This is a genomic window from Bacillus sp. LH1, from assembly GCF_057924895.1.
Genome location: NZ_CM175007.1, coordinates 2,454,746 through 2,481,503 on the forward strand (window position 1 = coordinate 2,454,746; position 26,758 = coordinate 2,481,503).

Annotated in this window: 24 protein-coding genes; 20 read left to right on the forward strand and 4 right to left on the reverse strand. The window is 34.2% G+C overall.

What is annotated here, in order from left to right:
• The first annotated feature begins 129 nt into the window (after positions 1–129).
• From ACX9TM_RS12735 to ACX9TM_RS12745, 3 genes are all read left to right on the forward strand, one after another.
• The gene (locus ACX9TM_RS12735; RefSeq protein WP_000737757.1) at positions 130–2,097 is read left to right on the forward strand and encodes a penicillin-binding transpeptidase domain-containing protein; all 1,968 of its coding nucleotides are present in this window, start codon (positions 130–132) and stop codon (positions 2,095–2,097) included.
• A 437-nt stretch (positions 2,098–2,534) separates the two neighbouring features.
• Entirely contained in the window at positions 2,535–3,068 is a 534-nt protein-coding gene (locus ACX9TM_RS12740; protein ID WP_000438330.1) for an RNA polymerase sigma factor, read from the forward strand.
• A complete protein-coding gene (locus tag ACX9TM_RS12745) occupies positions 3,058–3,885 on the forward strand; it encodes an SH3 domain-containing protein (protein ID WP_001060762.1) in 828 nt (275 codons plus the stop codon). Before ACX9TM_RS12740 ends, ACX9TM_RS12745 begins: the two co-directional genes overlap by 11 nt.
• An 11-nt stretch (positions 3,886–3,896) precedes the next feature.
• Here ACX9TM_RS12745 and ACX9TM_RS12750 read toward each other — a convergent pair whose 3' ends face one another.
• Positions 3,897–5,657: a peptidoglycan D,D-transpeptidase FtsI family protein gene (locus tag ACX9TM_RS12750; protein WP_065382198.1), complete on the reverse strand. Its 1,761-nt coding sequence runs from the start codon at positions 5,655–5,657 to the stop codon at positions 3,897–3,899.
• A 365-nt stretch (positions 5,658–6,022) separates the two neighbouring features.
• On the opposite strand from ACX9TM_RS12750, the gene ACX9TM_RS12755 reads away from it, so the two are divergent.
• From ACX9TM_RS12755 to ACX9TM_RS12785, 7 genes are all read left to right on the forward strand, one after another.
• Positions 6,023–8,155 (forward strand): peptidoglycan D,D-transpeptidase FtsI family protein, encoded by a 2,133-nt coding sequence (locus ACX9TM_RS12755; RefSeq protein WP_065212719.1) that lies wholly within the window; start codon positions 6,023–6,025, stop codon positions 8,153–8,155.
• 220 nt (positions 8,156–8,375) lie between these two features.
• Positions 8,376–9,305, forward strand: a complete 930-nt coding sequence (gene bla / locus ACX9TM_RS12760; RefSeq protein ID WP_063219966.1) for a class A beta-lactamase Bla1 — start codon at positions 8,376–8,378, stop codon at positions 9,303–9,305.
• A gap of 257 nt (positions 9,306–9,562) precedes the next feature.
• Complete coding sequence (locus ACX9TM_RS12765) at positions 9,563–10,405, forward strand: metallophosphoesterase (protein ID WP_000727181.1); 843 nt, start codon at positions 9,563–9,565, stop codon at positions 10,403–10,405.
• Between the two features lie 215 nt (positions 10,406–10,620).
• Positions 10,621–10,872, forward strand: coding sequence for a hypothetical protein (locus ACX9TM_RS12770; RefSeq protein ID WP_000548621.1), 252 nt, complete (start codon positions 10,621–10,623; stop codon positions 10,870–10,872).
• A gap of 188 nt (positions 10,873–11,060) precedes the next feature.
• Positions 11,061–11,786, forward strand: a complete 726-nt coding sequence (locus ACX9TM_RS12775; RefSeq protein WP_001187071.1) for an ABC transporter ATP-binding protein — start codon at positions 11,061–11,063, stop codon at positions 11,784–11,786.
• Positions 11,783–12,796, forward strand: a complete 1,014-nt coding sequence (locus ACX9TM_RS12780; RefSeq protein WP_001266729.1) for an ABC transporter permease — start codon at positions 11,783–11,785, stop codon at positions 12,794–12,796. Before ACX9TM_RS12775 ends, ACX9TM_RS12780 begins: the two co-directional genes overlap by 4 nt.
• A gap of 24 nt (positions 12,797–12,820) precedes the next feature.
• Positions 12,821–13,474, forward strand: coding sequence for a TetR/AcrR family transcriptional regulator (locus tag ACX9TM_RS12785; RefSeq protein WP_065382197.1), 654 nt, complete (start codon positions 12,821–12,823; stop codon positions 13,472–13,474).
• 121 nt (positions 13,475–13,595) lie between these two features.
• On the opposite strand, the gene ACX9TM_RS12790 is transcribed toward ACX9TM_RS12785, so the two are convergent.
• Positions 13,596–13,895, reverse strand: a complete 300-nt coding sequence (locus ACX9TM_RS12790) for a WGxxGxxG family protein (protein WP_000728157.1) — start codon at positions 13,893–13,895, stop codon at positions 13,596–13,598.
• Positions 13,896–14,128: 233 nt separating this feature from the next.
• Between ACX9TM_RS12790 and ACX9TM_RS12795 the strand changes: the two genes are divergently transcribed.
• The 8 genes from ACX9TM_RS12795 to ACX9TM_RS12830 all read left to right on the forward strand — a co-directional run bounded on the left by ACX9TM_RS12795 (position 14,129) and on the right by ACX9TM_RS12830 (position 23,314).
• Positions 14,129–15,097: a YbgA family protein gene (locus tag ACX9TM_RS12795; protein ID WP_001248640.1), complete on the forward strand. Its 969-nt coding sequence runs from the start codon at positions 14,129–14,131 to the stop codon at positions 15,095–15,097.
• Positions 15,098–15,313: 216 nt separating this feature from the next.
• Positions 15,314–16,459, forward strand: coding sequence for an acyl-CoA dehydrogenase (locus ACX9TM_RS12800; RefSeq protein ID WP_000397279.1), 1,146 nt, complete (start codon positions 15,314–15,316; stop codon positions 16,457–16,459).
• 15 nt (positions 16,460–16,474) lie between these two features.
• The gene (locus tag ACX9TM_RS12805; RefSeq protein ID WP_000486749.1) at positions 16,475–17,812 is read left to right on the forward strand and encodes an acetyl-CoA carboxylase biotin carboxylase subunit; all 1,338 of its coding nucleotides are present in this window, start codon (positions 16,475–16,477) and stop codon (positions 17,810–17,812) included.
• Positions 17,813–17,838: 26 nt separating this feature from the next.
• Positions 17,839–18,054, forward strand: coding sequence for an acetyl-CoA carboxylase biotin carboxyl carrier protein subunit (locus tag ACX9TM_RS12810; RefSeq protein WP_001987345.1), 216 nt, complete (start codon positions 17,839–17,841; stop codon positions 18,052–18,054).
• Between the two features lie 21 nt (positions 18,055–18,075).
• Positions 18,076–18,987 (forward strand): hydroxymethylglutaryl-CoA lyase, encoded by a 912-nt coding sequence (gene mvaB, locus ACX9TM_RS12815; protein WP_000775436.1) that lies wholly within the window; start codon positions 18,076–18,078, stop codon positions 18,985–18,987.
• Between the two features lie 4 nt (positions 18,988–18,991).
• Positions 18,992–19,780 carry an enoyl-CoA hydratase gene (locus tag ACX9TM_RS12820; protein ID WP_000939818.1) on the forward strand — a complete coding sequence of 263 codons (789 nt, stop codon included), beginning with the start codon at positions 18,992–18,994 and terminating at the stop codon, positions 19,778–19,780.
• Between the two features lie 2 nt (positions 19,781–19,782).
• The gene (locus ACX9TM_RS12825; RefSeq protein ID WP_000886744.1) at positions 19,783–21,324 is read left to right on the forward strand and encodes an acyl-CoA carboxylase subunit beta; all 1,542 of its coding nucleotides are present in this window, start codon (positions 19,783–19,785) and stop codon (positions 21,322–21,324) included.
• Positions 21,325–21,373: 49 nt separating this feature from the next.
• The gene (locus ACX9TM_RS12830) at positions 21,374–23,314 is read left to right on the forward strand and encodes an AMP-binding protein (protein ID WP_000806472.1); all 1,941 of its coding nucleotides are present in this window, start codon (positions 21,374–21,376) and stop codon (positions 23,312–23,314) included.
• A gap of 310 nt (positions 23,315–23,624) precedes the next feature.
• Here ACX9TM_RS12830 and ACX9TM_RS12835 read toward each other — a convergent pair whose 3' ends face one another.
• Positions 23,625–24,062, reverse strand: a complete 438-nt coding sequence (locus ACX9TM_RS12835) for a hypothetical protein (protein ID WP_172459103.1) — start codon at positions 24,060–24,062, stop codon at positions 23,625–23,627.
• A gap of 563 nt (positions 24,063–24,625) precedes the next feature.
• Between ACX9TM_RS12835 and ACX9TM_RS12840 the strand changes: the two genes are divergently transcribed.
• Together ACX9TM_RS12840 and ACX9TM_RS12845 are read left to right on the forward strand one after the other, a co-directional pair.
• Positions 24,626–24,982 (forward strand): hypothetical protein, encoded by a 357-nt coding sequence (locus ACX9TM_RS12840; RefSeq protein WP_000535577.1) that lies wholly within the window; start codon positions 24,626–24,628, stop codon positions 24,980–24,982.
• A gap of 105 nt (positions 24,983–25,087) precedes the next feature.
• Positions 25,088–25,621 (forward strand): GNAT family N-acetyltransferase, encoded by a 534-nt coding sequence (locus tag ACX9TM_RS12845; protein ID WP_000990082.1) that lies wholly within the window; start codon positions 25,088–25,090, stop codon positions 25,619–25,621.
• Between the two features lie 267 nt (positions 25,622–25,888).
• Here the strand turns inward: ACX9TM_RS12845 and ACX9TM_RS12850 are convergent, their stop codons facing one another.
• Positions 25,889–26,497: a hypothetical protein gene (locus ACX9TM_RS12850; RefSeq protein WP_000136052.1), complete on the reverse strand. Its 609-nt coding sequence runs from the start codon at positions 26,495–26,497 to the stop codon at positions 25,889–25,891.
• Positions 26,498–26,758: the final 261 nt, after the last annotated feature.

The following is a 26,758-nucleotide window of genomic DNA, read 5'->3' on the forward strand; positions in this document are numbered from 1 at the left end:
CATAGATATTAATTTTTTTGTAAATATGGAACAATGTCATTACTTACACTGTCTATTAAGCGTTAAAACATTTTTTATTAAATAAATTACGAAAGGAATCATCATTTTTAACTAAGGGAGAAGATTGAATTGAAAAAATTATGGATGCTGCTTTTCGTTTGTTTCGCAGTTTTGTTGGTAGGATGTAATAAAAACGAACCACCAAAACAAGCATTTGAAGAATATATCAATTTATGGAATGATAGAAAATTTGCAAATATGTATGATCATTTATCAGACCATGCCAAAAAATCGATTTCTAAAAAAGAATTCACAGAAAAATATCAAAAAATCTATGAGGGGATTGGAGCTAATAATTTAAAAGTTAAAATGAAAGGAGAGAATACGAAAGATAAAGAGCTTTTTCTTTTTGAAGTTAAGATGGATACGGATGTAGGACCAGTTTCATTCATCCATGAAGCAAAACTTGTGAAAGATAAAGAGTCTTGGGAAATAGATTGGACACCAGACTTCATCTTCCCAGGTATGAAAAAAGATTACAAAGTACGTATGCAAATAGAGCAAGGAAAACGCGGAGAAATATATGATCGAAATGGAAAAGGGCTTGCAACGAATGGTAAAGCGACTGAGGTTGGAATTATTCCAGAGAAACTAGGCGAAACAGCAGCGCAAACGAAAGAAATAGTAGCACAATTACTTGATATGTCTATAGAAGAGGTCGAACAAAAGCTCACAGCGAAATGGATAAAACCAGACTCCTTTGTACCAATTGGCATTTTAAAAGAGGGAACCAGACAGAATGATTATATTGAATTAGAAGGAGTTTCATCTCACCCAGTAAATATTCGTACGTATCCATTAGGTGAAGCAGCGGCACACTTAACTGGATATATAGGAAAGGTGAATGCGGAGGAGTTAAAATCACTTCAAAAACAAGGTTATCAAGCAGATGATTTAGTAGGTAAGACTGGTTTAGAGAAAGTGTTAGAAAATAAATTGCGTGGTGAAAAGGGTGGACGCGTATTTATAGAAGATGAGAAGGGGAAAGAGATTAAAAACGTAGCAAAAAAAGAAGCAAAAGAAGGAGAAAATGTTACGTTAACAATTGATGCTGCAATTCAAGAAAAAATCTTTAATGAGATGAAAACTGAAGCAGGGTCTAGTGCAGCGGTCAATCCTAAAACAGGTGAAACAATCGCACTTGTAAGTAGCCCTGCTTATAATCCAAATATAATAGTTAGAGGAGCATCGAAAGCCCAACGAGAAGCATGGAGTAACGACTCGAAACTACCAATGACGAATCGCTTTACACAAGCATTTGTACCAGGTTCCGTATTTAAAACGATCACAGGTGCAATTGGTTTGGAAACAAACACAATAAATCCGAAGGAAGAATTTAAAATTCAAGGATTGAAGTGGACAAAAGATTCATCTTGGGGAAATTACTATGTAACGCGTGTAAAGGATGCAAGTCCAATTGATTTTGATAAGGCAATGAAGTACTCTGATAATATTTATTTTGCTCAACAAGCTTTGAAAATAGGAAAAGATCAGTATGTAAATGAACTGAAGAAATACGGTTTTCATGAAAAATTACTAATCGAATACGAATTTCCTATTTCAATCATTGCAAGAGATGGGATAAGAAACGATATCCAACTAGCAGACACAGGCTATGGACAAGGACAAGTATTAATGACACCACTTCATTTAGCATTAACATATGCACCGATTGTGAATGAAGGGAATATTCCGTCGCCACATCTTTTAAAAGAAGCAAAAGTAGCAGGGAATTGGAAAGAAAATGTGGTTTCTAAAAAGAATCAAGAAATATTAAAGAGTGCATTAATCAAAGTCATTAATGACCCTGATGGTGCAGGGAGAATTGCAAAGGTTGATGGTGTAACGCTTGCTGGTAAAACTGGTACAGCAGAACTGAAAGAGTCGAAAGAAGCAGACGGAAAAGAACTGGGATGGTTCGCAGCTTTCGATGCAAATGCGCCAGACATGATTGTTACAATGATGATTGAAGATGTAAAAGGAAGAGGGGGAAGTAACGTTCCAGGTGAAAAAGTAAAACATGTATTTCAGAAATAATACTTAATTATAAGGTGAATTTTTTGACTACATTTATTACATGTTTGCTTAACTCAAAGATATAAATTGGGGAAAATATAGAGCAATGAAATTTCAAAAAAGCATTCTTTCTAATCGAGAATGCTTTTTTGCTGCGACTCTAGAAAGTTAATACCTTATCTTAATTTTCATTTCTGAAAAGTTGGCATTGCTAATGGTAAATAGAAGAGTATAGCAAGTTGAAATGGACAAGTGGAGTGTTACGTTAAATTCAAAAAACAGATTTTCATGAGTAGAATTTTATCATTGTATGCTTTACTTGTTTTTTAGTAGTATTATTCTGCTTGAAAAAAGATAAACAATGGAACAAATGAAACTTGTATCTTGTCTATATATTGAAACCATAATAAAAGTGAGGGCAGTTTTTATGTTTATTCAAATAAGTTTGAGGTGTGGAAATGGAACAGACGTTTATTGAAAAGTGTAATCATGATGAGCTGGACTATGTTATAAAAGACTATTGGCAAGATGTATGGAATTATTCATTTATTATTACGAAAGATCCACACTTATCAGATGATATCACGCAAGATGTATTTATAAAGGTGTTTAAAAATTGGAATTCATTTCGAAAGGAGTCATCTATTAAAACGTGGATTTTAAAAATCACAAGAAATACGGCAATAAACTATTTGAAATCCTCCTATTTTAAAAGGATATCTTTAATAGGATTTTTTAGTGACGATAAGCAATCCCTGTCAGCAGAACAAGAATTTTTTAACCAAGAAGAGATGAATGAGGTGTGGAAGGTTGTATTAAAACTACCTAAAAAGCACCGTGAAATAATTATATTGGACGCAAAATATGAATTATCATATGAAGAAATGGCTGAAACATTAGGAGTATCCATTGGAACTGTAAAATCGAGATTAAGTAGAGCGAGAAGTAAGGTTTCAAAATTAATAGGGGAGGGTAGTAGTGATGAACAATAAACAAAATCCTGACTGGTATAGAAAAATAAAAAAAGGCCCAATGGAGAATCGTAAAGATGAAGAAGAATTTATTTCTAAAATAAAGCAGTCTATATACGAAAATAATGAAGTGGATTTTGTAAAACATAAAAGACCATTTCGTAAAAAAGCATTACCTATTGTAGTTGTTTTAGTTTGTACAATGTTATTTTTCATTGTTCAACAACCTTGGCTTGATGATAATAAATCACCAGTACAAAGTAGTACTCAAATTAAGCCTAAAACAAAAGATGAGTCTGCTCAAGATCCATCATTAAAACAATTTATGAATGAACTATATCAAAGTACGAACTCAAAAAATGAAAATGACCTGTACAAAGCGTTAAATGATGAAGTTCTATTTAAAGGGAAGAGTTATAAGAAGGATGAACTGAAGTTTGATGAAGATATTTTTCATGAGTTGCAAGTCGCCCTTACAATGGGGGGAGAGTTTGGAAATGATACAAAGCAAGTATATAAAGTACCAAGTGGATTGACGGAAAGTAACCAACCAAAGCAAGCACATTTTATATATGCAACTGTTACTGGAAATAAAACAAAAATTTTAGCAGAACCAAAGCGAGAATCACAAGTTTTATATGAAGTATCTAATGAAATGGTAAAAGCTTGGATTCCAGAAAAAGTGCAGAATGATGGATATATAAAAATATCGACAATTAACGGTAATACTGGATATGTACAGAAAGAGTACATTTTAACTGATATTAAATATTCATTTATGTTCGAAAAGAATAATGAAGGTATATGGAAAATAATAAATATAGATTCTATATGGTAAAAGAGGAAGGTTCACTTTAATGAACCTTCCTCTTTGTTTTTATTCTCTTTTTGAAGAGTATTCCAGTACTCTAAAATTTCTGATGTAACGAGAGCGGCAATGTTTTTTTCGGAATTACTGCCAGGAATAACGACAGAAACGGCAATTTGTGGATCTTCAGTAGGAGCATATGCAATGAAAAGAGAATGATTTATCATTCTTTCTTGCTCATTTGGAAAACCTGTAATACCTGTTTTACCTGCGACGTCAAAGGGCAACTTTTTAATTTCCTCTATATTTTGACTCATTCCACCTTGCACGACACTCCAAAAGTTCATCGGGTAACGATTTGAACTTTCTAAAATGGTTTTAAACTTTTTGGTTTCCTTACCATCTTGACCAATAATCGCACTTACGATTTGAGGTTTATATTTATCACCTTTACTTGCCAATGTTGCTGCATATTGAGCGAGTTGAAGAGGAGTATGCACTTCATTTCCTCCCCAAGAGGCATTTAATAAAGCAGAAATCCCATTTTCAAATTTATTAGATGGATGGAATTCATATTGTCCGTCTTCTTCAAAGGGCAAATCAATCCCGGTTTTAGAACGTAGGCCGAATTGCATTAAATAATCTGTCCATATATGTGCCACTTTTTCTATATTTCCATTATTTTGGTTGAATAAGGGCAGAGCTACTTTTGCTGTCATAAATGTGTTAGATGAATTAATGATAGCCTGCCTCGGTGTAATCTCACCTGTTGGTGTTCCAGGTGCATTCGTAATGTTATTTTGATTATCATACTGAAAAGTACCTTTATCTAAATAAGTATCTTCGGGTTGAAAAAGTTTTTCGTTTAATCCAATTAAAATAGTAAGTGGTTTTATAGTAGAAGCCATATTTACATAAGATTCACCATACTTTAATTTTTGAATCGCTTTATTTTGCGAAAGAGATTTAATATTTTCTTTTCTAGAAGATACATGTGTATTTAATATATTTGGATCAAAAACTGTCGAGTTGACCATAGTTAAAATCGCGCCAGTTTTTGCATCGCTCACTACAGCATAACCAGCTTTAGCATCAGGTGTTTTCTTAATTTGCGATCTTAATGCTTCTTCTGCCTTTTGCTGCAACTCAGAGTCTAAAGCTAGCCGTACATCTTTTCCTTTTTGTACTTTTTGAATGTTCCATAAGAACTTTTTATTATTCAATTTAAAAATAAGAGTTTTACCTGGTTTTCCTTTTAAATCATTTTCATATTGCAGCTCAATCCCGCTTTTTCCAACAGCCATATGCTTTGAATTAAGGTCATTTTCTACATACCCAATTACTTGTGAACCAATTTCGTGTTTAGGATAATATCGAATCCATTCATCTTTAATTATTACATTATTGGGTTTGTTTTTGTTTATGAATGCAAGTTCATTCTCAGTTATATCAGAGTATAACGGTATATCATTCATAGTCTGCTTTTTACAAGATTGTTGTAATTGAGATTTTATGTTCTCTGTAGAAATATCATGTTGAAACTTGCTTGAAAATTGATTAAAAAAAGCTAATGTGCTTGATGTATCTTGTTTCGATAGCTTTTCATCATTAGAAGTGCAATATAGAGACTTAACTTTCTTATTTGTAGCTATTATTGCACCATTTTGATCAAAAATCTTTCCTCTTTCAGCTGAAGAAGTTGCGATAGTAATTGAAATGAAGTTGATTTTTAATAAAATTAGTAAAATCAAACCTACAATAGAAAGAACCGCAAATAATCTCCATCTTTTTGTATGTAACATATAACCCTCCCTTATGTAGCCTACTTCATCTTATATTTAATTATTTTTTTTGTAAATGTGGAACAACTGTATTGTTTAGGTTGTCTATTAAGTATTACAGCATGAAGAAAGGAATAATCAATATGAAAAGTTACTAGCAAGCCTATGTGTAAAATATAATATGAGTCACATTGCAAGCGACAAAAAACAAGTGAGAAAAAAGGAAGGGAGATTTATCAATTACGCGGCTATACAAAAAGGAATTAATACTTACAAAGATTTAGAAAAAAAGATAAGACACTATTTATAACCGAATAATGGTTTCAAATATATAGGGAACGTTTAAGTATTAGTGAGGAGTTCCGGAAGAATTATATGGAGGATTTATGAAAGAACAAAAAGGAAAGAAACAGAAGACATATATATCTATTCGGTTAAATATTATGTTCCTTTGCATATTTTTACTATTCTCAGCTATTATTATGCAGCTAGGGAAAGTACAAATTGTGGAGGGAGAGGCTTATAGGAACCAAGTGGAAAGTAGTCAAAATGCAATAACTAGTATTCCAGTTCCACGTGGACAAATTTTAGATCGAGAAGGGAAAACAGTCGTTAATAATAAACCTCTTCGCACAATTACGTATACAAGGGTAAAGGGGATTACGAGTGAAGCTATTTTAAAAACAGCAAAAGACTTGGCGGAAGTACTTGAAATGCCCGAACAAGACATAAATAAATTAACCGATATCGATAAAAAAGATTTTTGGATGCAGTTGAATTCGAAACGTGCGGAGACAAAGATTACTAAGAAAGATATAGAAAAATTTAAAGAAAAGGGTATAGAGGGCAAAGAGTTAGATAAAAAAATAGAAGACTTAAGACGAGGTCGCGTTACAGAGGTAGAATTAGCAGAATTAACAGCACAAGATTTAAAGGTGTTAGCTATTAAAAGTAAAATGAGTTCGGGTTATCAACTAACACCACAAATTATAAAAAAAGATGTAACAGATGAAGAGTATGCGCGGATAAGCGAAAATCTTGGAGATTTTCCAGGAGTAGATGCCACTGTTGATTGGGAACGTAATTATGTAAATGGTAATTTATTTCGTTCTATATTAGGAAATATTACGAGTAGTGAAGAAGGATTACCGAAAGAAAATTTAGATTCTTATTTAGTACGTGGATATAACCGTAATGATCGTGTTGGAAAAAGTTATATTGAACAACGATATGAAGATGTATTACACGGCACGAAAGAAGAAGTGAAAAATATTACTGATAAATCAGGAAACATTGTTAGCACAGAAATAATCTCTAAAGGAAAAAGTGGTAATAGTTTAACATTAACGATTGATATGGAATTACAAAAGAAAGTGGAAGAAAGTATAGAGAAAAACTTGAGAGCTTTTAAGAGTTCAGAGCCACTGCTCGATCGAGCTTTTGTTGTCATGACAAATCCAAATAACGGACAAATTTTATCTATGGCAGGCAAAAAGATTGTAGAAAAAGAAGGGAAAATAGAGGTTGAGGATTTGGCGTTAGGTAACATGACAACTTCGTATGAGCTAGGGTCAGCTGTAAAAGGTGCTACTTTATTAACTGGATATGAGACAGGGGCAATACATCCAGGAGATCAATTTTATGACGCGCCGATGAAATTTAAAGGTACACAAGCTAAAAAATCGTGGAATGTATCCGGATTTGGTAATATTAATGATTTACGAGCTTTACAAGTATCTTCAAATGTATACATGTTCCAGACAGCTTTAAAAATTGCGGGAGTCAATTACGTACCAAATGGCTCATTGGATATTAAACAAGGAGCATTTGATACGATGCGCTATTATTTCAAGCAATTTGGTTTAGGTGTCCCAACAGGTATTGATTTACCGAATGAAATAATTGGACAAACGAGAAAAGTAGATAGTCAACCTGGGTTTTTACTAGATTTTTCTATCGGTCAGTATGATACGTATACGCCGTTGCAATTAGCGCAATATATTTCAACGATTGCGAATGGTGGTTATAGAATGCAACCTCAAATTGTACAAGAAATACGAGAACAATCAATAAAAGAAGAGGTTGGCAAAGTTATACGTTCCATAGAGCCTGTCGTATTAAATCGAATTGATATGAAGAAAGAACATATTGATCGGATAAAAGAAGGGTTTAGATGGGTATTCCAAGAAGGTGATGGAACTGGCGTGAAATATTTCAAAAACGCGCCATATAAACCAGCAGGAAAGACAGGAACAGCCCAAACTGTATATGGTGGAGATGACCCGATTGGTAGAAATGCAAAAGGAGAACGTATGGAATGCTACAACTTAACGTTAGTTGGATATGCTCCATATGATAATCCAGAAGTAGCATTTTCCGTAGTAGTTCCATGGCTTCATGATGATAAAAATGGAATTAATTCTATAATTGGAAAGGAAGTATTAGATGTATACTTTGATTTGAAACAGCAACGTATACATGGTGAAGCTACTAGTACAGGTAGTTCTAAGCAAAATTAGAGTACTTTTCTCAGGGAAGAGACCCTGTTCATATAAAGCCATTTATAAGTAAAAAAATGAAATATGAAATAAGAGATAGAGGCGTCGTAGCTACTATCTCTTATTTTGTTAATAACTCTCATACTAGCTATAAATTTTTTTCAGTTTATGGAACAAATTTGGTTCGGTGATTGTCTATTATGTGTACGTATAAAAAGGTGCTAAAAATTTGGAAGGAATGATGATTTTGAAAAATAAGAGGATGCTAAAAATAGGAATATGCGTTGGTATATTAGGTTTAAGTCTTACAAGCCTAGAAGCTTTTACAGGAGGGGCACTGCAAGTTGAAGCGAAAGAAAAGACTGGTCAAGTGAAACATAAAAATCAGGCAACGCATAAAGAGTTCTCTCAACTTGAGAAAAAATTTGATGCTCGATTAGGTGTATATGCGATTGATACTGGTACAAATCAAACAATCTCTTATCGACCTAACGAAAGATTTGCCTTCGCATCAACTTACAAGGCTTTAGCCGCGGGAGTATTACTACAGCAAAACTCAATTGATTCATTAAATGAAGTAATCACATATACGAAAGAAGACTTAGTGGATTATTCACCTGTTACAGAGAAACATGTAGATACTGGAATGAAACTAGGAGAAATTGCTGAGGCAGCTGTTCGTTCAAGTGATAATACTGCAGGGAACATTTTATTTAATAAAATAGGAGGACCTAAAGGATATGAAAAAGCGCTTAGGCATATGGGGGATCGGATTACTATGTCTGATCGCTTTGAAACAGAATTAAACGAAGCTATTCCAGGAGACATTCGTGACACTAGTACAGCGAAAGCTATTGCTACGAATCTTAAAGCTTTTACGGTCGGAAATGCACTTCCTGCTGAAAAACGTAAAATTCTTACAGAGTGGATGAAAGGAAATGCTACAGGAGACAAACTTATTCGTGCAGGCGTACCAACTGACTGGGTAGTTGGAGATAAATCAGGTGCTGGCAGTTACGGGACAAGAAATGATATTGCTATCGTTTGGCCTCCAAATAGAGCACCAATTATCATCGCAATTTTATCTAGTAAAGATGAGAAAGAGGCAACTTATGATAATCAACTCATTGCAGAGGCAACTAAAGTTATAGTTAAGGCTCTTAGGCAATAGTATTTTAGTTTTCGCATTTTTAACATGAAAGTATTAAAAGTATAAAGTTAGAAAACGACTCTTTTCGTGTGATAAGAGTCGTTTTTGTATTCTTATTATTAAAAAGGTAAAAGTAAAAATATAACGAATATATATGACATATCTTATATGAAATTTCATGTACTGTATTATTTTATTAATTTAAATAAATTTCAAGAAAGTATAATATAACTCAGTTAGCATATAGAAGTGTTTGATGAGAATGTAAAGGAGAAAATATGAAAAAGAAGATTAATAGAATTGTAATGATTATTTGTATATTAGTAGGTTTTACAATCTTTTTATATTTACAGAACAATTTAATAAGTATAACTGAGATTAAAATAACCTCTAGTAAAATACCATCCTCTTTTAAAGGGTATAAAATTCTACAAATTTCAGACTTACACAATAAAAAATTTGGCGATAATCAAGATGTGTTAATTCAAAAAATGAAAAGTATAGACCCAGATATTATTGCAATTACGGGTGATTTAATTGACAGTAAATCATACGATGCAGAAGTTAGTATGCAATTAATACGAGAAATGGTAAAGAAGTATCCTGTATATTTTGTGACAGGAAACCATGAACAATGGTCTGGAAAGTATAACAGTTTAGAAAAAGAGTTGAAGAAATATGGTGTCAATGTTTTAAGGAATGAACATGTAGGCATTCGAAAGGGTGAGCAAGAGATAAACTTGCTAGGTATTGATGATCCAGAGTTTGGTACTGGAAACCGTGATGAAGGAAATATTATAATAGATGAAATTAAAAAAGCAAAAATTGAAATGCAGCCAGATAGATATAATGTATTATTATCCCACAGGCCTGAATTTATAAAGGAATATACGAATGAGCGGTTGGATTTGGTTTTATCGGGACATGCTCATGGAGGGCAAGTTAGATTGCCATTTATCGGTGGATTAGTTGCTCCAAATCAAGGTGTTTTACCTAAATATACAGCGGGTTTATATGTAGAACAAAATACATCAATGGTAGTGAGTAGAGGATTAGGAAATAGTATCATTCCGCAAAGGATTTTGAATAGGCCAGAAATTGTAGTCGTGCAGCTAAATTAAGCTGTACGATTTTTTTTATACAAAAATGAGTAAAGGGGCTTTCTGTATTTTGCAGGAGTAAACATTACAATTTTGTTAAAAATTTTCTACGTTACATAAAGTAACAAAATTTGACCCTCAGTGTTTGTTATAGTGTAAATAATCAAAAAACTTAAAATTTGTCGAGTGAAAATTGTGATAAGTAATTCATATAAAAAACTTAAAGGGGTGTACACATGCATAAAGAATATGAAATTGAAGAATACACGGCGATTGAGGAACAAATCCATTATTATTGTAAATGTTTATTAGTAAGTCATCCTGATCAAATAATAAAGTATTTAGAAAAAAGGTTAGAAAAATATGCAGAAACATTACAATATGCACATTTATATCCTGACACAGTTATTTTACCGTTACAGCAATTAGTTATCGAATATTCTTTAGACGTTGCTAGAATTCGGAAGTATATGAATTTAAAAACGTAAAGTGAAATTTATAGTTTAAATGAAACAGAGTCGACTTTAGGAAATGAAATTCTAATGTCGACTCTGTTTCATTGTTTAATATCGGTGATTGAACATACATACTAATCAACGAAGTTTGACATATAATTAAGCAAGAGTAAAATAAAAGTGAGTACTCACTCATTTTTATTGGAAAAGGAGGATGAAACGTGCAACAACCTTCAATTATTTTACGGACTGTATCAAAAAGTTTTGGAAAAAAAGAAGTGTTACACAATCTTTCATTGCAAGTTGAAAAAGCAGAGATTTTTGGTTTTGTTGGACCTTCTGGATCGGGGAAAACAACGCTCATTAAAATGATTGCAGGTATTAATGAGGCAACGAAAGGTGAAGTGCTTGTTAATAATACTAATATGCCTAATTTAAATGAAATGAAACGAATTGGTTATATGGCCCAGGCGGATGCATTATACGAAGAATTGTCAGCATATGAAAATGCAGATTTTATAGCAACGATGTATGGGCTAAAGGGAAAACGTAAAAAGACAAGAATTGCAGAGGTTTTTGAACTTGTACAATTGTCACAGTATATGAAAAAGCAAGTACAACAATTTTCAGGTGGAATGAAAAAACGCTTATCATTAGCAATAGCGCTCCTTCACGAACCAGAAATATTAATTTTAGATGAGCCTACAGTGGGGATAGATCCGCTTCTTAGAAAAACGATTTGGGAAAAATTTTATGATCTTAAAAAGAAAGGCACAACGATTATTGTAACGACGCACATTATGGATGAAGCTGAATTTTGTGAGCGTCTAGGGTTAATTAGAGAAGGGAAACTAGTTGCGGTTGGAACAACTGAAGAATTGAAAAAACGCGTGTCATCTGGACGGATTGAAGATGTCTTTTTGCTAGAAGAGGTGGTGCCATCATGAGAGTTACTGGTGTAATCATACGTATTATTCGTCAATTTTTTCGAGATAAGCGTTCGTTAGCAATGATGTTTGGAGCACCGATGTTATTACTTTGGCTTTTGTCACTAGTGTTTACACAGAAAGACTATATACCGCAAATTGCTGTTGTTGATATGCCCGCTCAAATAGTAAAAGTGATGAAAAATCAAGAAGCGTCAATTTATGAATACAGTAAGGAAAAGGCGATTTCTGAGTTGGAAAAACAAAAGGTAGATGCAGTATTTCGAATAGAGAATGGAAAAATGAAACTTCTGTTGGAAGGTAGTGATTCGTCAAAAAATCGTGCTGTACTTCAAGTATTGCAAAAAAGCACAGAGAAGAATGATGTATCGATTATGAAACCTGAAGTAAATTATTTACATGGCTCTAAAGACTTTACGATGTTTGATGGGCTTGGTCCTGTATTAATTGGTTTCTTTACATTTTTCTTTGTATTTATATTATCAGGTGTATCTTTCGTAAGAGAACGTTTAAGTGGTACGCTAGAAAGGTTATTATCCACCCCAGTAAGAAGATGGGAAATAGTCGCAGGTTATATTATTGGTTTTGGAATCTTTGCCTTTATACAATCCATTATTATCGTAAGTTTTTCCGTTTATATTTTAGATTTATACGTAGCTGGCTCCATATGGCTAACGTTACTTATTACATGTATGCTCTCTTTAACTGCACTAACATTAGGTACGTTTTTATCGGCATACGCAAATAATGAATTTCAAATGATTCAATTTATACCGCTTGTTATTGTGCCACAAATCTTCTTTTCTGGATTGTTTCCAATGGAATCTATGAACCTACAAATGTTAGGGAAAGTATTTCCACTCACATACGGCGCTGACGCAATGAGACAAGTGATGATTCGGAATCAAGGGTTTACAGAGATTGCATTAGATCTTACTGTATTATTACTTTTTGCAATATTATTTGCAGTAGGAAATGTATTTGCTTTAAAGAAACATCGCAAAATATAATAATGACAAAAAGGAGCTTTATAAATGCAGAAGGATTGGCTGGAGGAATTAATAGCTGCAACTAATACGGATAAACGAAATGAACGTCAAATGCGTATATTAGAGGCGGCTGTTGATATGTTTGGAGAAAAAGGATACGCTTCAACTTCAACAAGTGAAATTGCAAAGCGTGCTGGTGTAGCGGAAGGAACCATCTTCCGCTACTATAAAACAAAAAAAGATTTATTATTAGCGGTCGTAATGCCAACTTTAACTAAGTTCGCTGCACCATTTTTCGTACAAACCTTTGCAAAAGAAATATTTAAATCGGAGTATGAATCATACGAAGGACTTTTAAGGGTTGTAATTCATAATAGGTTTAAATTTGCTCAAAAACACTTTCCTATGATAAAAATATTAATTCAAGAGGTGCCATTCCAACCAGAACTGAAAAATGAAATACAGCAATTAGTAGAAACAGAACTGTTTTCACATTTCAAAAAGTTGATTGTGAAATTTCAAGAAGTAGGGGAAATTATTGAGATACCACCATCTTCCGTACTACGTCTTACTTTATCAGCTGTATTAGGTTTATTATTAACACGATTTTTATTATTGCCTGAAGAAAAATGGAATGATGAAGCGGAAATTGAAAATACGATTCAATTTATATTGTATGGATTAACTCCACGATTTTAATCGTTGAAGTGTGAATTACATACATTACTTTTAAGTAAAAATAAATCGCCTTTAAAAAGGCGATTTATTTTCATTATATATTTTTGATAAATAAGTACTTGTTTACTAAAAACATTCTAAATCAGCGTGTTTCTTTGTCTCTTCTTCTAAGACCTAATAATCCTGCTAGTCCTAATAAACCAAGCCAAGCCCAATTATTATTTTTATCACGATTATCATTTAAATCATTTGTTGTATTTACATTTCGAGTTCTTACATCATTATTAACTCTGTCTAAGTTATTGTCATTTACTCGAGTTGAAATATCAGTGTTATTCACTCTATTCATATTATTTCCATCGTATTCAGCTTGCGTAGATGTACCTAAAAACATAATAGATAGTGCTAAAACACTTAAAATAGATGATAATTTCTTTTTCATAACAATCCCTCCTTTCTTAATCATTAATTTCTCCGAAGCATGTGTGTATTATTCATTTCACAATATCTAAACCCTCATTAATAGGGCGCACATTTATAGAAAATAGAGTTGAATGATTGTTAATATATCATTGGATATATATTTCTCATAAAAATAACTGAATCAAACTTTGCTTAAAATGTTAATCTTAGTACAATTTATATTATACGGGCTAGCAATAAGGAGGTAATAAGATGCGACAATTTGCAAAACCTACAATCGTCGTAAGTAAGTGTTTAGAATTTGATGCTTGTCGTTATAATGGAGAGATGATTCCAGATGTAACAATACGAAATTTGCAGCCATTTGTTACATTTATACCTGTTTGTCCAGAAGTGGAGATTGGATTGGGGACTCCTCGTGAAACGATACGAATTGTAGAAGAAAATGGTGAGAATAGACTTGTGCAACCGTCGACACGAGAAGATGTAACTGAAAAAATGGAGCAGTTTTCAAATGACTTTTTACAAACGATACCGGATGTGGATGGTTTTATTTTAAAGAATCGTTCACCAAGTTGTGGTACGCGTGATGTGAAAATTTATTCTGGTTTTGAAAAAGCGCCAGCAAAGGGAAAAGGAGCTGGCTTATTCGGCGGAGCAGTAGTAAAAAATTTTTCGCATCTTCCTATTGAAGAGGAAGGTAGATTGTCGAATTTTATTATTAGAGAGCATTTCTTTACAAGGTTATTTACAATCGCATATTACAAAATGATTAAACACAATAAAAATATGAAAGAACTTGTATCGTTTCAGTCGGACAATAAATATTTATTTATGGCATATAATCAGGTGAAACAAAAGGAATTAGGTCGTATAATTGCAAATCAAAAAAATGAAAAGATTGAAGTGGTATTTGAAAACTATGAGAAGACTTTATATGAATTATTTATGCGTGCGCCCCGTTATACATCGAATGTAAATGTATGCGAGCACATTTTTGGATATTTTAAAACAAAGTTAAAAAAACAAGAAAAAGATCATTTTATAGAACTGTTACAAAAGTATGCAGAAAAGAAAATACCACTTAGTAGTTTACTTACAATATTAAAATCATGGGCTATTCGATTTGATGAAAAGTATTTATTAAGACAAACGTATTTCGAACCATATCCTGAAGCATTAGTAGAAATTTCTGATTCGGGAAAAGGTAGAGATTATTAAACAATAAATTACATAATTCGACACAAAATCTCCTATGTTGTTGTAGAACAATGTAGGAATTTTTTTGTGCATTAGTACAGAATCTGTTTTAAAATTAAGTTATGACAGAATTGTAGCAATTGTCTAACTAATATTCTTGTCTTTTAAGTTGTTATGTTTGTAGTAGAAACTCGCACGCTGTCGAAACTCAATATTCGATAAGGGGTGTGTAGCGGAATGGAATTTACTCTAACTCGCGAAAAACAAATGATTAAAGAAATGGTACGTGACTTTGCTGAAAAGGAAATCGCACCGAAAGCTGTATATTATGACAAAACTGCAGAGTTTCCATATGAAACATTTCAAAAAATGGGCGAACTAGGATTATTAGGCATCCCATTCCCAGAAGAGTATGGAGGTTCAGGTGGCGATACGGTATCGTATGCGTTAGCAGTTGAAGAAATTGGTCGCGCTTGTGGTGGCACCGGTTTAAGCTATGCTGCAACAATTTCATTAGGTGCTTCTCCAATTTATTATTTCGGTACAGAAGAACAAAAACAAAAGTATTTAGTTCCGATGGCGTCAGGTAAAACATTAGGTGCCTTCGGATTAACGGAGCCGAATGCTGGATCAGATGCAGGTGGTACTCAAACGAAAGCGGTATTAGATGGTGATGAGTATGTAATCAGTGGTGAGAAGTGTTGGATTACAAACGCAGAGTATGCAAATACAATTATTGTAACCGCTGTCAACGGTATTGAAGAGAATGGTAGAAAACGTATTTCTGCATTTATCGTGCCTACTACGAGTGAAGGATTAACGATTTCAAGTCCTTACGATAAGATGGGTGTTCGCGCTTCTAATACTTGTGAAATCGTACTTGATGGCGTTCGTGTACCGAAAGAAAATATTCTTGGTGATGTAAATAAAGGCTTTAAACAATTTTTATATACACTTGATGGAGGGCGTATTTCAATCGCAGCATTGGCAGTTGGTATTGCGCAATCAGCCTTTGAACGTGCATTACAATATGCGAAAGAACGTCAACAATTTGGAAAGTCAATCTCTAATTTCCAAGCGATTCAATTTAAATTAGCTGATATGGCGACTGAAGTAGAGCTAGCACGCAATTTAGTACATAAAGCAGCTTGGTTAAAAGATAACGATAAACCTTTCGGCAAAGAAGCGGCAATGGCAAAACTATTTGCATCGGAAGCAGCAAGCCGTATTGCGAATCAAGCAGTACAGATTCATGGTGGATATGGTTATATGCGTGAATATGAAGTTGAACGACATATTCGTGATGCGAAACTATTAGAAATTGGTGAAGGAACTTCTGAAATTCAACGTCTCGTAATTGCTAGACATTTAGGATGTAGATAAAAGGGAGGAATCACTATGTTTCAAAAAATATTAATTGCGAATCGCGGGGAAATCGCTGTTCGTATTATGAAAACTTGTCAAAAACTTGGCATTCGCACTGTTGCTATTTATTCTGAAGCAGATGAAAATGCCCTTCATGTGAAAATGGCAAATGAAGCTTACTTAGTAGGTGGACCGCGTGTTCAAGAAAGCTATTTAAACCTTGAAAAAATTATTGAAATAGCTAAGAAGACAAATGCAGAAGCCATTCATCCGGGTTATGGTTTATTATCAGAGAATCCGTCTTTTCCGGTTCGCTGCAAAGAAGAAGGAATCGTATTTATCGGTCCTTCAGAAGAAATCATTACGAAGATGGGAAGTAAAATTGAATCACGTATCGCAATGCAAGCAGCAGATGTCCCAGTAGTCCCAGGTATTACTACAAATATTGAAACTGCTGAAGAAGCAATTGAAATTGCAAAACAAATTGGTTATCCATTAATGCTTAAGGCATCCGCAGGCGGCGGAGGCATTGGTATGCAGTTGATGGAAACTGAGCAAACGCTCACCAAAGCGTTTGAAAGTAATAAAACAAGAGCGCAAAACTTCTTCGGTAACGGAGAAATGTATTTAGAGCGATATATAGCAGATGCGCATCATATTGAAATTCAGCTTTTAGCAGATACACATGGTAACACAGTGTATTTATGGGAGCGTGAATGTTCGGTACAGCGCCGAAATCAAAAAGTAATCGAAGAAGCACCTTCACCATTTTTAGATGAAGGTACACGAAAGGCGATGGGAGAAGTTGCTGTACAAGCTGCCAAAGCACTTGGCTATACAAATGCAGGTACAGTTGAGTTTCTTGTAGATAATCAGAAAAATTTCTATTTCTTAGAAATGAATACGAGATTACAAGTAGAGCATCCAGTGACAGAAGAAATTACGGGATTAGACCTTGTAGAACAGCAACTCCTTATCGCAAGTGGAGAGAAACTATCATTTACTCAGGATGATGTAAAACGTAGTGGTCATGCCATTGAAGCTCGTATTTATGCAGAGGATCCGAAAACATTCTTCCCGTCACCTGGGAAAATTACAGATTTAACATTACCGTCAAATGTACGAATTGATCACTTCTTAGAAAATCATGTAACGATTACACCTTTCTATGATCCAATGATTGCGAAAGTCATTGCACATGGCGAGACTCGTGAAGAAGCAATTTCGAAATTACATGATGCTCTAGAAGAATTAAAAGTAGAAGGTATTAAAACGAACACGCCAATGCTACTGCAAGTTTTGGAAGACGAAGTGTTCAAAGCGGGTATTTATACAACGGGTTTTGTAACGAAACAACTCGTTAAAAAATAAGATCTAACAATATTAAGGGGGAAAAAATGATGACGAAAGTATACGCATCGATGGCAGGAAACGTTTGGAAGATTGTTGTAGGAGTAGGAGATACAGTAGAGGAAGAGCAGGATGTCGTCATTTTAGAATCTATGAAAATGGAAATTCCAATCATTTCAGAAGAAGCCGGCACAGTTATGAAAATTAATGTGCAAGAAGGCGATTTTGTAAATGAAGGAGATGTATTATTAGAAATTGAATAGGGAGATATAGGGGGAAGCGAATTGAAACTACCTAATTTTGCTGTCATTAAAGAAGTAGGACCACGAGATGGTTTACAAAATGAAAAAAAGATTGTTGGCACAAAAGATAAAGTAAAATGGATTCAACTACTTACAGAAGCAGGATTGTCGTATGTTGAAGTTTCCTCATTCGTTCACCCAAAATGGGTCCCAGCATTAGCGGATGCAAATGATGTGTTTTCTGAGCTGAAAAGAGATCCAAATGTTACATATGCTGCGCTTGTTCCGAACCAAAATGGTTTGGAACGAGCTTTTTTGCAAAATGTAGATGAGGTGAATGTTTTTTTATCAGCAAGTGAATCTCATAATAAAAGTAATATTAATAAATCGATTAAAGAAGCGTTAGTTGTAATCGAAGATATAACAAAACAGGCATTATTCGAAGGGAAAAAGGTAAGAGGCTATGTTTCTACTGTATTTGGATGTCCTTATGAAGGGGATATAAGTGTCACAGCAGTTGACGAATTATGTAATCAACTATTTTCATACGGCATTTATGAAGTTTCTCTTGGGGATACAATCGGTGTAGCGAATCCATTACAAGTAGAACAAGTATTAGAACATCTATTAAAGAAGTATGATGCTTCGCAGTTTGCCATGCATTTTCATAATACGTATGGAATGGCTCTAGCAAATGTAGTTAAATCATTAGAATACGGTATTACAACATTTGATAGTTCTTGTGGTGGACTCGGGGGCTGCCCTTATGCACCAGGAGCATCAGGTAATGTTGCTACTGATGACCTAGTACATATGCTCCATAAATTAGGAGTTCAAACGAATATAGACGAAGAAAAGTTATTGCGAGCTAGTCAATTTATTCAAAGTAAGCTAAATATCCAATTACCGAGTCATGTGTATAGAGCGCTTCAACATAAAACGATAAGTAGGTGAGAAGATGCTACAATTACAAAACATTTCAGTTGATTATGTAACACCTCACGTTGTAAAGATTTCGTTATATCGTGAAAGACAAGCAAACTCATTATCTTTAGCGTTATTAGAAGAGTTACAAAACATATTAACTCAAATAAGTGAAGAGTCCAATACGCGTGTAGTTATTCTAACAGGTGCTGGTGAAAAAGCATTTTGTGCTGGTGCTGATTTAAAAGAACGTGCTGGTATGAATGAGGAACAAGTTCGCCATGCTGTTAGTATGATTCGCACGACTATGGAGATGGTTGAACAATTACCACAGCCAGTTATTGCTGCTATAAATGGAATCGCACTTGGTGGTGGTACGGAATTAAGTTTAGCTTGTGATTTTAGAATTGCTGCTGAATCTGCAAGTCTTGGTCTTACTGAAACGACACTTGCAATTATACCAGGAGCGGGTGGTACACAGCGCTTACCGAGATTAATTGGTGTTGGTAGAGCGAAAGAATTAATTTATACAGGTAGACGTATTTCAGCGCAAGAAGCAAAAGAATATGGTTTAGTAGAATTTGTTGTACCAGCTAATTTACTTGAAGAGAAAGCGATTGAAATAGCAGAGAAAATTGCTAGTAATGGACCTATTGCTGTTCGATTAGCAAAAGAGGCAATTTCAAATGGTATTCAAGTTGATTTACATACCGGATTACAAATGGAAAAACAAGCGTATGAAGGTGTAATCCATACGAAAGATAGATTAGAAGGATTACAAGCATTCAAGGAAAAACGCACACCAACGTATAAGGGGGAGTAAATATGTTAGATCAAAAACAACAATCTAATTCATTTGAAGAACGAGTTGAAACGATTAAACAAGGCGGCGCACCAAAGTATCATGAACAAAATAAAGCAAAAGGAAAATTATTTGTTCGAGATCGTTTAGCGCTTCTATTTGATAATGGCGAATATGTAGAAGATGCATTATTTGCTAACTGTGAACAAACAGGCTTACCTGCGGACGGCGTTGTAACGGCAACGGGTAAAATACATGGTCGTACTGCATGTGTAATGGCCAATGATTCTACTGTAAAAGCTGGATCATGGGGATCACGCACAGTTGAAAAGATTTTACGTATTCAAGAAACAGCTGAAAAACTACGTGTTCCGTTATTTTATTTAGTCGACTCTGCTGGAGCGCGCATTACAGATCAAGTAGAAATGTTCCCAGGGCGCCGTGGTGCAGGAAGAATCTTCTATAATCAAGTGAAATTATCAGGTAAAGTTCCTCAAGTATGCTTATTATTTGGACCTTCTGCAGCTGGTGGTGCCTATATTCCAGCCTTTTGCGACGTTGTAATGATGGTAGAAGGAAATGCATCTATGTATTTAGGATCTCCTCGTATGGCTGAGATGGTTATCGGTGAGAAGGTAACTTTAGAAGAGATGGGCGGAGCTCGTATGCATTGCTCTGTATCAGGATGCGGAGATGTTTTATGCAAGACAGAAGAAGATGCGATTACACAAGCAAGACAATACATTTCATATTTTCCAAATAACTACTTAGAAAAGACTCCATTGGTTACACCTCAAGAACCGAAACAATTCGATAAAACGTTAGAACAAATCATTCCAGAAAATCAAAATGCTCCTTTCAATATGAAAGATCTCATTAATAGAGTTATTGATGAAGGTTCCTTCTATGAAGTGAAAAAATTATTTGCTCAAGAGCTAATTACAGGCTTAGCACGTATTGATGGTAAGCCTGTTGGTATTATTGCAAATCAGCCGCGTATGAAGGGCGGCGTATTATTCCATGATTCAGCTGATAAAGCTGCTAAGTTTATTAATTTATGTGATGCATATCATATTCCATTATTATTCCTTGCGGATGTACCAGGATTTATGATTGGAACAAAAGTAGAGCGTGCTGGTATTATTCGCCATGGTGCAAAAATGATTTCTGCAATGAGTGAAGCAACTGTACCGAAGATTTCTATCGTTGTTCGTAAAGCATATGGTGCTGGTTTATATGCGATGGCAGGTCCAGCATTTGAACCAGATTGTTGCCTGGCATTACCGACAGCCTCTATTGCGGTAATGGGTCCAGAAGCTGCGGTTAATGCTGTATATGCAAATAAAATTGCAGCTTTACCAGAAGAAGAGCGTGCTAGCTTCATTGCTGAAAAACGTGAAGAGTATAAGAAAGATATTGATATTTATCATTTAGCATCAGAGATGGTGATTGATGGTATTGTTCATCCAAACAATTTACGTGAAGAATTAAAAGGACGTTTCGAAATGTATATGAGTAAATATCAAGTATTCACGGATCGTAAACATCCTGTATATCCAGTTTAAAAGCCCTATTTAGGGCTTTCTTGCTCAAAAAGTTAAGGAGGGGAAAACATTGAAACAAGCAGTTTGGTTTCCAACAGAAGAGTACAAGGAAAAAACACGTTTATATGGTTGGATGAAATCATTGGGATATGAAGATTATGAAACTTTTTATAATAAATCTATCGAGGAAACAGCTTGGTTTTGGGGAGAGGCAGAAAAGGCAGTAGGCTATCAATGGATGAAACCTTATACAGACGTGTTAGATTTAGAAAATGGTACACCGTTTGCACAGTGGTATAATGGCGGAACATGTAACGTTGTAGAATCAGCTTTATCCCGCTGGCTTGCGGATGAAGAGACGAGAATACAGCCAGCACTTCAGTACGAAGGGGAAAATGGAACTTCAAAATCATTTACATATGAAGAGCTTGACAACTGGGTAAGTCGTGTTGCAAATGGTTTGAAACACGCGGGTATTGAGAAAGGTGACCGTGTAACAATTTATATGCCGATGATTCCAGAAACAGTTGTTGCGATGCTAGCTGTAATGAAAATCGGAGCAATTATTTCACCAATATTCTCAGGCTTTGCGTCTGATGCAGTCATGACACGTGTGCAAGCGGCAGGTTCAAAAATGATTATTACCGCAGATGGATTTTCACGCCGCGGTAAAATTGTTTCTTTAAAAGATGAAGTAGATAAAGCTTGTGAACATTGCCCAACTGTTGAAAAAGTTGTTATCGTTCGTCATGCAGGAAATGATTTTACACCACATAACTATGACTTTTCGTGGAGTACGCTAGAAAAAGAAAAACCATTCATACATGCCGAGGAAATGCAAAGTGATGATCCATTAATGCTCATTTATACATCAGGAACGACTGGTAAGCCGAAAGGAACAGTACACACGCATGCAGGATTTCCTTTGAAAGCAGCTTTTGATGCAGGATTTGGAATGAATATTAAACAAGGTGATCGTGTATTATGGGTAACTGATATGGGCTGGATGATGGGGCCGTTTCTATTATTCGGTTCACTCATTAATGGAGCAACGATGGTTATGTACGAAGGTGTTCCAGACTTCCCAGAAGCAGACCGGTTATGGGAGACAGTTGATAAATATGAGATTACTCATCTAGGTATTTCGCCAACGTTAATCCGAGCATTGATGGCAAAAGGTGATGAGTATGTCAATAAACATTCTTTAAAGAGTTTGGAAGTATTCGCATCAACAGGAGAACCTTGGAATCCTGATCCATGGATGTGGCTGTTTGAAACGGTTGGAAAAGGAAATGTCCCAATCTGTAACTACTCAGGTGGAACTGAAATCTCTGGTGGGATTTTCGGTAATGTTCTTATTAAGCCAATAGCACCGATTAGTTTTAACGCATCTTTACCAGGAATGGCAGCTGTCGTACTGGATGATCAAGGTAAACCAATTCGAGATGAAGTCGGAGAATTATGCTTAGAGAAACCTTGGGTAGGTATGACGAAAAGCTTCTGGGAAGATGATGAACGTTACGTAAACACATATTGGTCGCGTTTTGAAAATAAATGGGTCCACGGTGACTGGGTCATTTACGATGGTGAACAATATATCATCACAGGGCGTTCAGACGATACGTTAAATATTGCAGGTAAACGTATTGGACCTGCTGAATATGAATCTATTCTTGTGAAACATAACGATGTAATCGAAGCTGCTGCAATTGGTGTACCTGACGAAGTAAAAGGTGAAGTTTGTCATTGTTTTGTAGTGTTAAGAGATCATGTAACATTCACAGGAGAATTAAAGAAAGAATTAATGAGTTTAGTAAACTCTCATATTGGAAAAGCGTTGTGTCCTAAAGACATCCACGTTGTAGAAGATTTACCGAAAACACGTAATTCTAAAGTAATGCGCCGTGTTATTAAAGCAGCTTACTTAGGAAAAGAATTAGGTGATTTATCATCGCTTGTAAATCCTGAAGTAGTTCCGTTTATTCAGGGGTTACAGTCTAGTAAATTATAAAGTTAGAAAGGATCTCTATATAAATAGAGATCCTTTTTTTATGTTTATAAAAAGAAAAGAAGTGAATTTGATGAAGAAGAAAAATTTTACTATTAGTGTTAAGTATGTTTTTTAGTTTTAATCAAAATACGATATTATGGAATGTCTATTCAATGGAGAAATACTAATTTACAACAACAAGGTGATGACAAAGTGTGAATGCTTATATGTCTGTTTAAACCTTTACGTGTTAATATATAAAAAGCTGACTATAAGCAGTCAGCTTTTTATATATTACATTCTAGTATTTGCCGGGCAGTAATGCCCCCATCTAAAAATTCAGCAAAAGCAAGGAAGTAGGTGAGGGATCAACTTTCCGGAAAAGCCCGATGGGTTCCAAAAGACATATTCTTTCCTTTACGTTGACATTAAAAATATTACCAATTTTTTCTTTTACAATGGCAACAAATAAAGAAACATTTACAACGACACTTATTTCGTTTAGAACTCCAATTATCATCACGATGACACTTTTCTTTAGATTTCCACCAATCATCATTACAATGTTTTTCCTGAGAACTCCAATCGTCATCACAATGACACTTTTCTTTAGATTTCCACCAATCATCATTACAATGCTTTTTCTGAGAACTCCAATCATCATCACAATGATGCTTTTCTTTAGATTTCCACCAATCATCACAGCAATGCTTTTTCTGAGAACTCCAGCAATCATTTTTCCAGGACATTTATTTCTACCTCCTTTCAATAGTGTTCATATTATTCTATGTTTTAATAAAAAAATGGCTTGTTTATTAACCTACTATTTTATCTTTATATGATAGAGTGTCTTCTACTCGATATAGAATTCATACAAACTATGCTAATTTTTAAGAGAAAGTGGAGAGAACTACTACTAGTTATGGTATTTTTCAATAAACACTTGTTGAAGAAAATGTTCTGATTACAAATAATATCTTATTTTCGAGTACGCTTTTTAAATGTATATTTCACAATGAAAAATGGGAAATCCACAAATAAAGTCTATGTATATGTGAGTTAATGGGAAAATCTAGTGTGTTTTTAAGGGGCGTCTTATTTAAAAGAAAAAAGGTTTGTTTTAGAAAGTGGTGTCTAAACATTAAATGGAGTAGGACTAAATTCACGGCCGCTCATTAAAAAGCTTTTAATTAGGAGAAGTCTGTTTTTATAATGAATAATGAAAAGAAAGTTTGGTACAATTGTTTGTTTTTTTCTTTTTATGTGTTTGCCTCGTACCCTTTTAAGCTAGTGGACATACTTTACTAATAGAAAGGATTAGGGGGTGAGGTATTGGGTTCTCGATTTAATAATTGTAAAAAGAAGTGTACATGTAAACAAGATGATTGTTGGGAAGTATTCGAAGAGTGTAAAAAAGAACAGCATGAGAAATGTGATAATTCTTGTGTACAAGGAATTAGAGATGAACTTAAGAAATTAATTAATCGAACAGTTCAAATTAATACAGAGGGACGTACTTATGTAGGTACTGTTTCGTCTGTCAGTTGTGATGTAGTTAGGCTTGCGGCTATTCCAGGATCGGTTGGAGTAATTATTTCCATTTGTAAAATTGAAGCAATTTTCCCACCTGTTACAACGGTTACTGCTGACTTTGATTTTAATGGTATTGATGTAGCAAACAAAGCATAATTAAGCTGCTTTTTTGTAAAGCCATTCACATGAATGGCTTTATTTTAATTTCATATAAAAGGAGAATATATTCTTTATATAGAAATAAGTTTGAGGTTATAAAGCATGATGTACGAAAGGAGCAAGGAAGTGATTAAACTAGAAAGTTTTAAGAAATCTGATTTTAAACAATTAATAAATTGGATTAATTCCGAAGAATTTCTAATACAATGGTCAGGAAATGCATTCACATTCCCTTTAGACGAACAGCAATTAGAGAAGTATATAGAAAGTGCAAATACACTCGCTTTCAAAGTGGTAGATGAAGAGACTTCAGACGTTATTGGTCATATTTCGCTTGGGCAAATAGATAATATTAATAAGTCCGCTAGAATTGGAAAAGTATTAGTTGGTAATACGAAGATGAGAGGACGTTCTATAGGAAAACATATGATGAAAGCAGTACTTCATATTGCTTTTGACGAATTAAAACTACATAGAGTAACTCTTGGTGTGTATGATTTTAATACATCGGCCATTTCATGTTACGAAAAAATAGGGTTTGTAAAAGAAGGCTTATTAAGAGAGTCAAAAAGAGTAGGAGAAACGTATTGGAATTTATGGGAAATGAGTATGTTAGAATATGAATGGAAGAAGTAGCAACGATAGTAATTTATAATTATATTATGTTAACAAAGGGGCTTGGTGGGTATAGTGGATAATAAAACAAAAATAATTTCAATTGCAGCTGTTTCGGGGGAGAGCTAGTATGTTAAAACTAACAAAGAAACCATTTTTGAAAAAGGCCCACCTGCATTGTTTCTGAGGAATAAGAGGGTGAGCCATAATTAAACGAAACTGAATGAATCTAGAAAAATTGTAACTAAAGTATGCATCAACAATGTATTGAAAGGGATGAATAGTCCTTTATAGATTATTCCATATATAGCAAAACTGGTTAGCTTCTGATTTAAGCGCTACTAAATGATTATTATTAATAGAGTTATTCGTATACATTCTGTTCTTTTGGATGTTAAGTACCGTATAATTCACATCGTTTCGTTCATTTGAAAATGTTGATTCATTTAATAGTGTGAGTGTCGAGTTAATGTTGTATTTATCAATTCGCTCTTTTTTTCCTTTGAAAAACAGTTTGATAAGATGTGGCTCATTATTAATGAATAAGCCAAGTTCAGGTGATGAACGGACGATTAAATCATCTGATTTCCAATGTGATTTACCTGGATCAAACCAAGAGATGTCTTTATTTTTAATGAATTTTTTGTATTGCTTTATGACATCAATGTAGTTTTGTTTTTTTTTCTGATCAACCGTTTGTACTAATGTTTCGAAATATTCAAAAGGTAGTTTGTTTTGATGAAATTTAATAACAGTTTCTCGTAATTGTTTCCAGTAATCAAAAGCTGGTTGATATTCAGGTTGGGATTTTAGATTTTTTATAAAGGTTGTTTTAGCTGTACTACCTTTCAGTGTGAAGTCTAAAAATTGTGTAAGCCCTACTTTAATTTCTGTCATATTACATCCCCTTCCAAACATTATTCATTTAATAATAGACGAAAAATCCGACATTTTTAAAGAAATGAGCTAGATGCTAGAAAATCCAATGTCCATGCACAATAGATACGGGAAAGCCAATCCGTAAGTATAAATGATGGACCATTCAATTGAAGATACATTAGGTAATAGGATTTTACCAGGTGATAGGTTATTAATATAATCAGATAGTGAGCTGATTTTAAAAGATAACAATATAGATTATTTAGCTTGGATTTGAGA

Bases quoted from the DNA above. Each gene is read 5' to 3' on its own strand.
- ACX9TM_RS12745 (WP_001060762.1), top strand. From the start codon at position 3,058: ATGAACAATAAACAAAATCCTGACTGGTATAGAAAAATAAAAAAAGGC.
- ACX9TM_RS12850 (WP_000136052.1), bottom strand. From the start codon at position 26,497: ATGACAGAAATTAAAGTAGGGCTTACACAATTTTTAGACTTCACACTG.
- ACX9TM_RS12795 (WP_001248640.1), top strand. From the start codon at position 14,129: ATGCGACAATTTGCAAAACCTACAATCGTCGTAAGTAAGTGTTTAGAA.
- ACX9TM_RS12785 (WP_065382197.1), top strand. From the start codon at position 12,821: ATGCAGAAGGATTGGCTGGAGGAATTAATAGCTGCAACTAATACGGAT.
- ACX9TM_RS12780 (WP_001266729.1), top strand. From the start codon at position 11,783: ATGAGAGTTACTGGTGTAATCATACGTATTATTCGTCAATTTTTTCGA.
- ACX9TM_RS12805 (WP_000486749.1), top strand. From the start codon at position 16,475: ATGTTTCAAAAAATATTAATTGCGAATCGCGGGGAAATCGCTGTTCGT.
- ACX9TM_RS12810 (WP_001987345.1), top strand. From the start codon at position 17,839: ATGATGACGAAAGTATACGCATCGATGGCAGGAAACGTTTGGAAGATT.
- ACX9TM_RS12825 (WP_000886744.1), top strand. From the start codon at position 19,783: ATGTTAGATCAAAAACAACAATCTAATTCATTTGAAGAACGAGTTGAA.
- ACX9TM_RS12750 (WP_065382198.1), bottom strand. From the start codon at position 5,657: ATGTTACATACAAAAAGATGGAGATTATTTGCGGTTCTTTCTATTGTA.
- ACX9TM_RS12800 (WP_000397279.1), top strand. From the start codon at position 15,314: ATGGAATTTACTCTAACTCGCGAAAAACAAATGATTAAAGAAATGGTA.
- ACX9TM_RS12790 (WP_000728157.1), bottom strand. From the start codon at position 13,895: ATGAAAAAGAAATTATCATCTATTTTAAGTGTTTTAGCACTATCTATT.
- bla (WP_063219966.1), top strand. From the start codon at position 8,376: ATGATTTTGAAAAATAAGAGGATGCTAAAAATAGGAATATGCGTTGGT.
- ACX9TM_RS12820 (WP_000939818.1), top strand. From the start codon at position 18,992: ATGCTACAATTACAAAACATTTCAGTTGATTATGTAACACCTCACGTT.
- ACX9TM_RS12770 (WP_000548621.1), top strand. From the start codon at position 10,621: ATGCATAAAGAATATGAAATTGAAGAATACACGGCGATTGAGGAACAA.
- ACX9TM_RS12755 (WP_065212719.1), top strand. From the start codon at position 6,023: ATGAAAGAACAAAAAGGAAAGAAACAGAAGACATATATATCTATTCGG.
- ACX9TM_RS12845 (WP_000990082.1), top strand. From the start codon at position 25,088: ATGATGTACGAAAGGAGCAAGGAAGTGATTAAACTAGAAAGTTTTAAG.
- ACX9TM_RS12740 (WP_000438330.1), top strand. From the start codon at position 2,535: ATGGAACAGACGTTTATTGAAAAGTGTAATCATGATGAGCTGGACTAT.
- ACX9TM_RS12765 (WP_000727181.1), top strand. From the start codon at position 9,563: ATGAAAAAGAAGATTAATAGAATTGTAATGATTATTTGTATATTAGTA.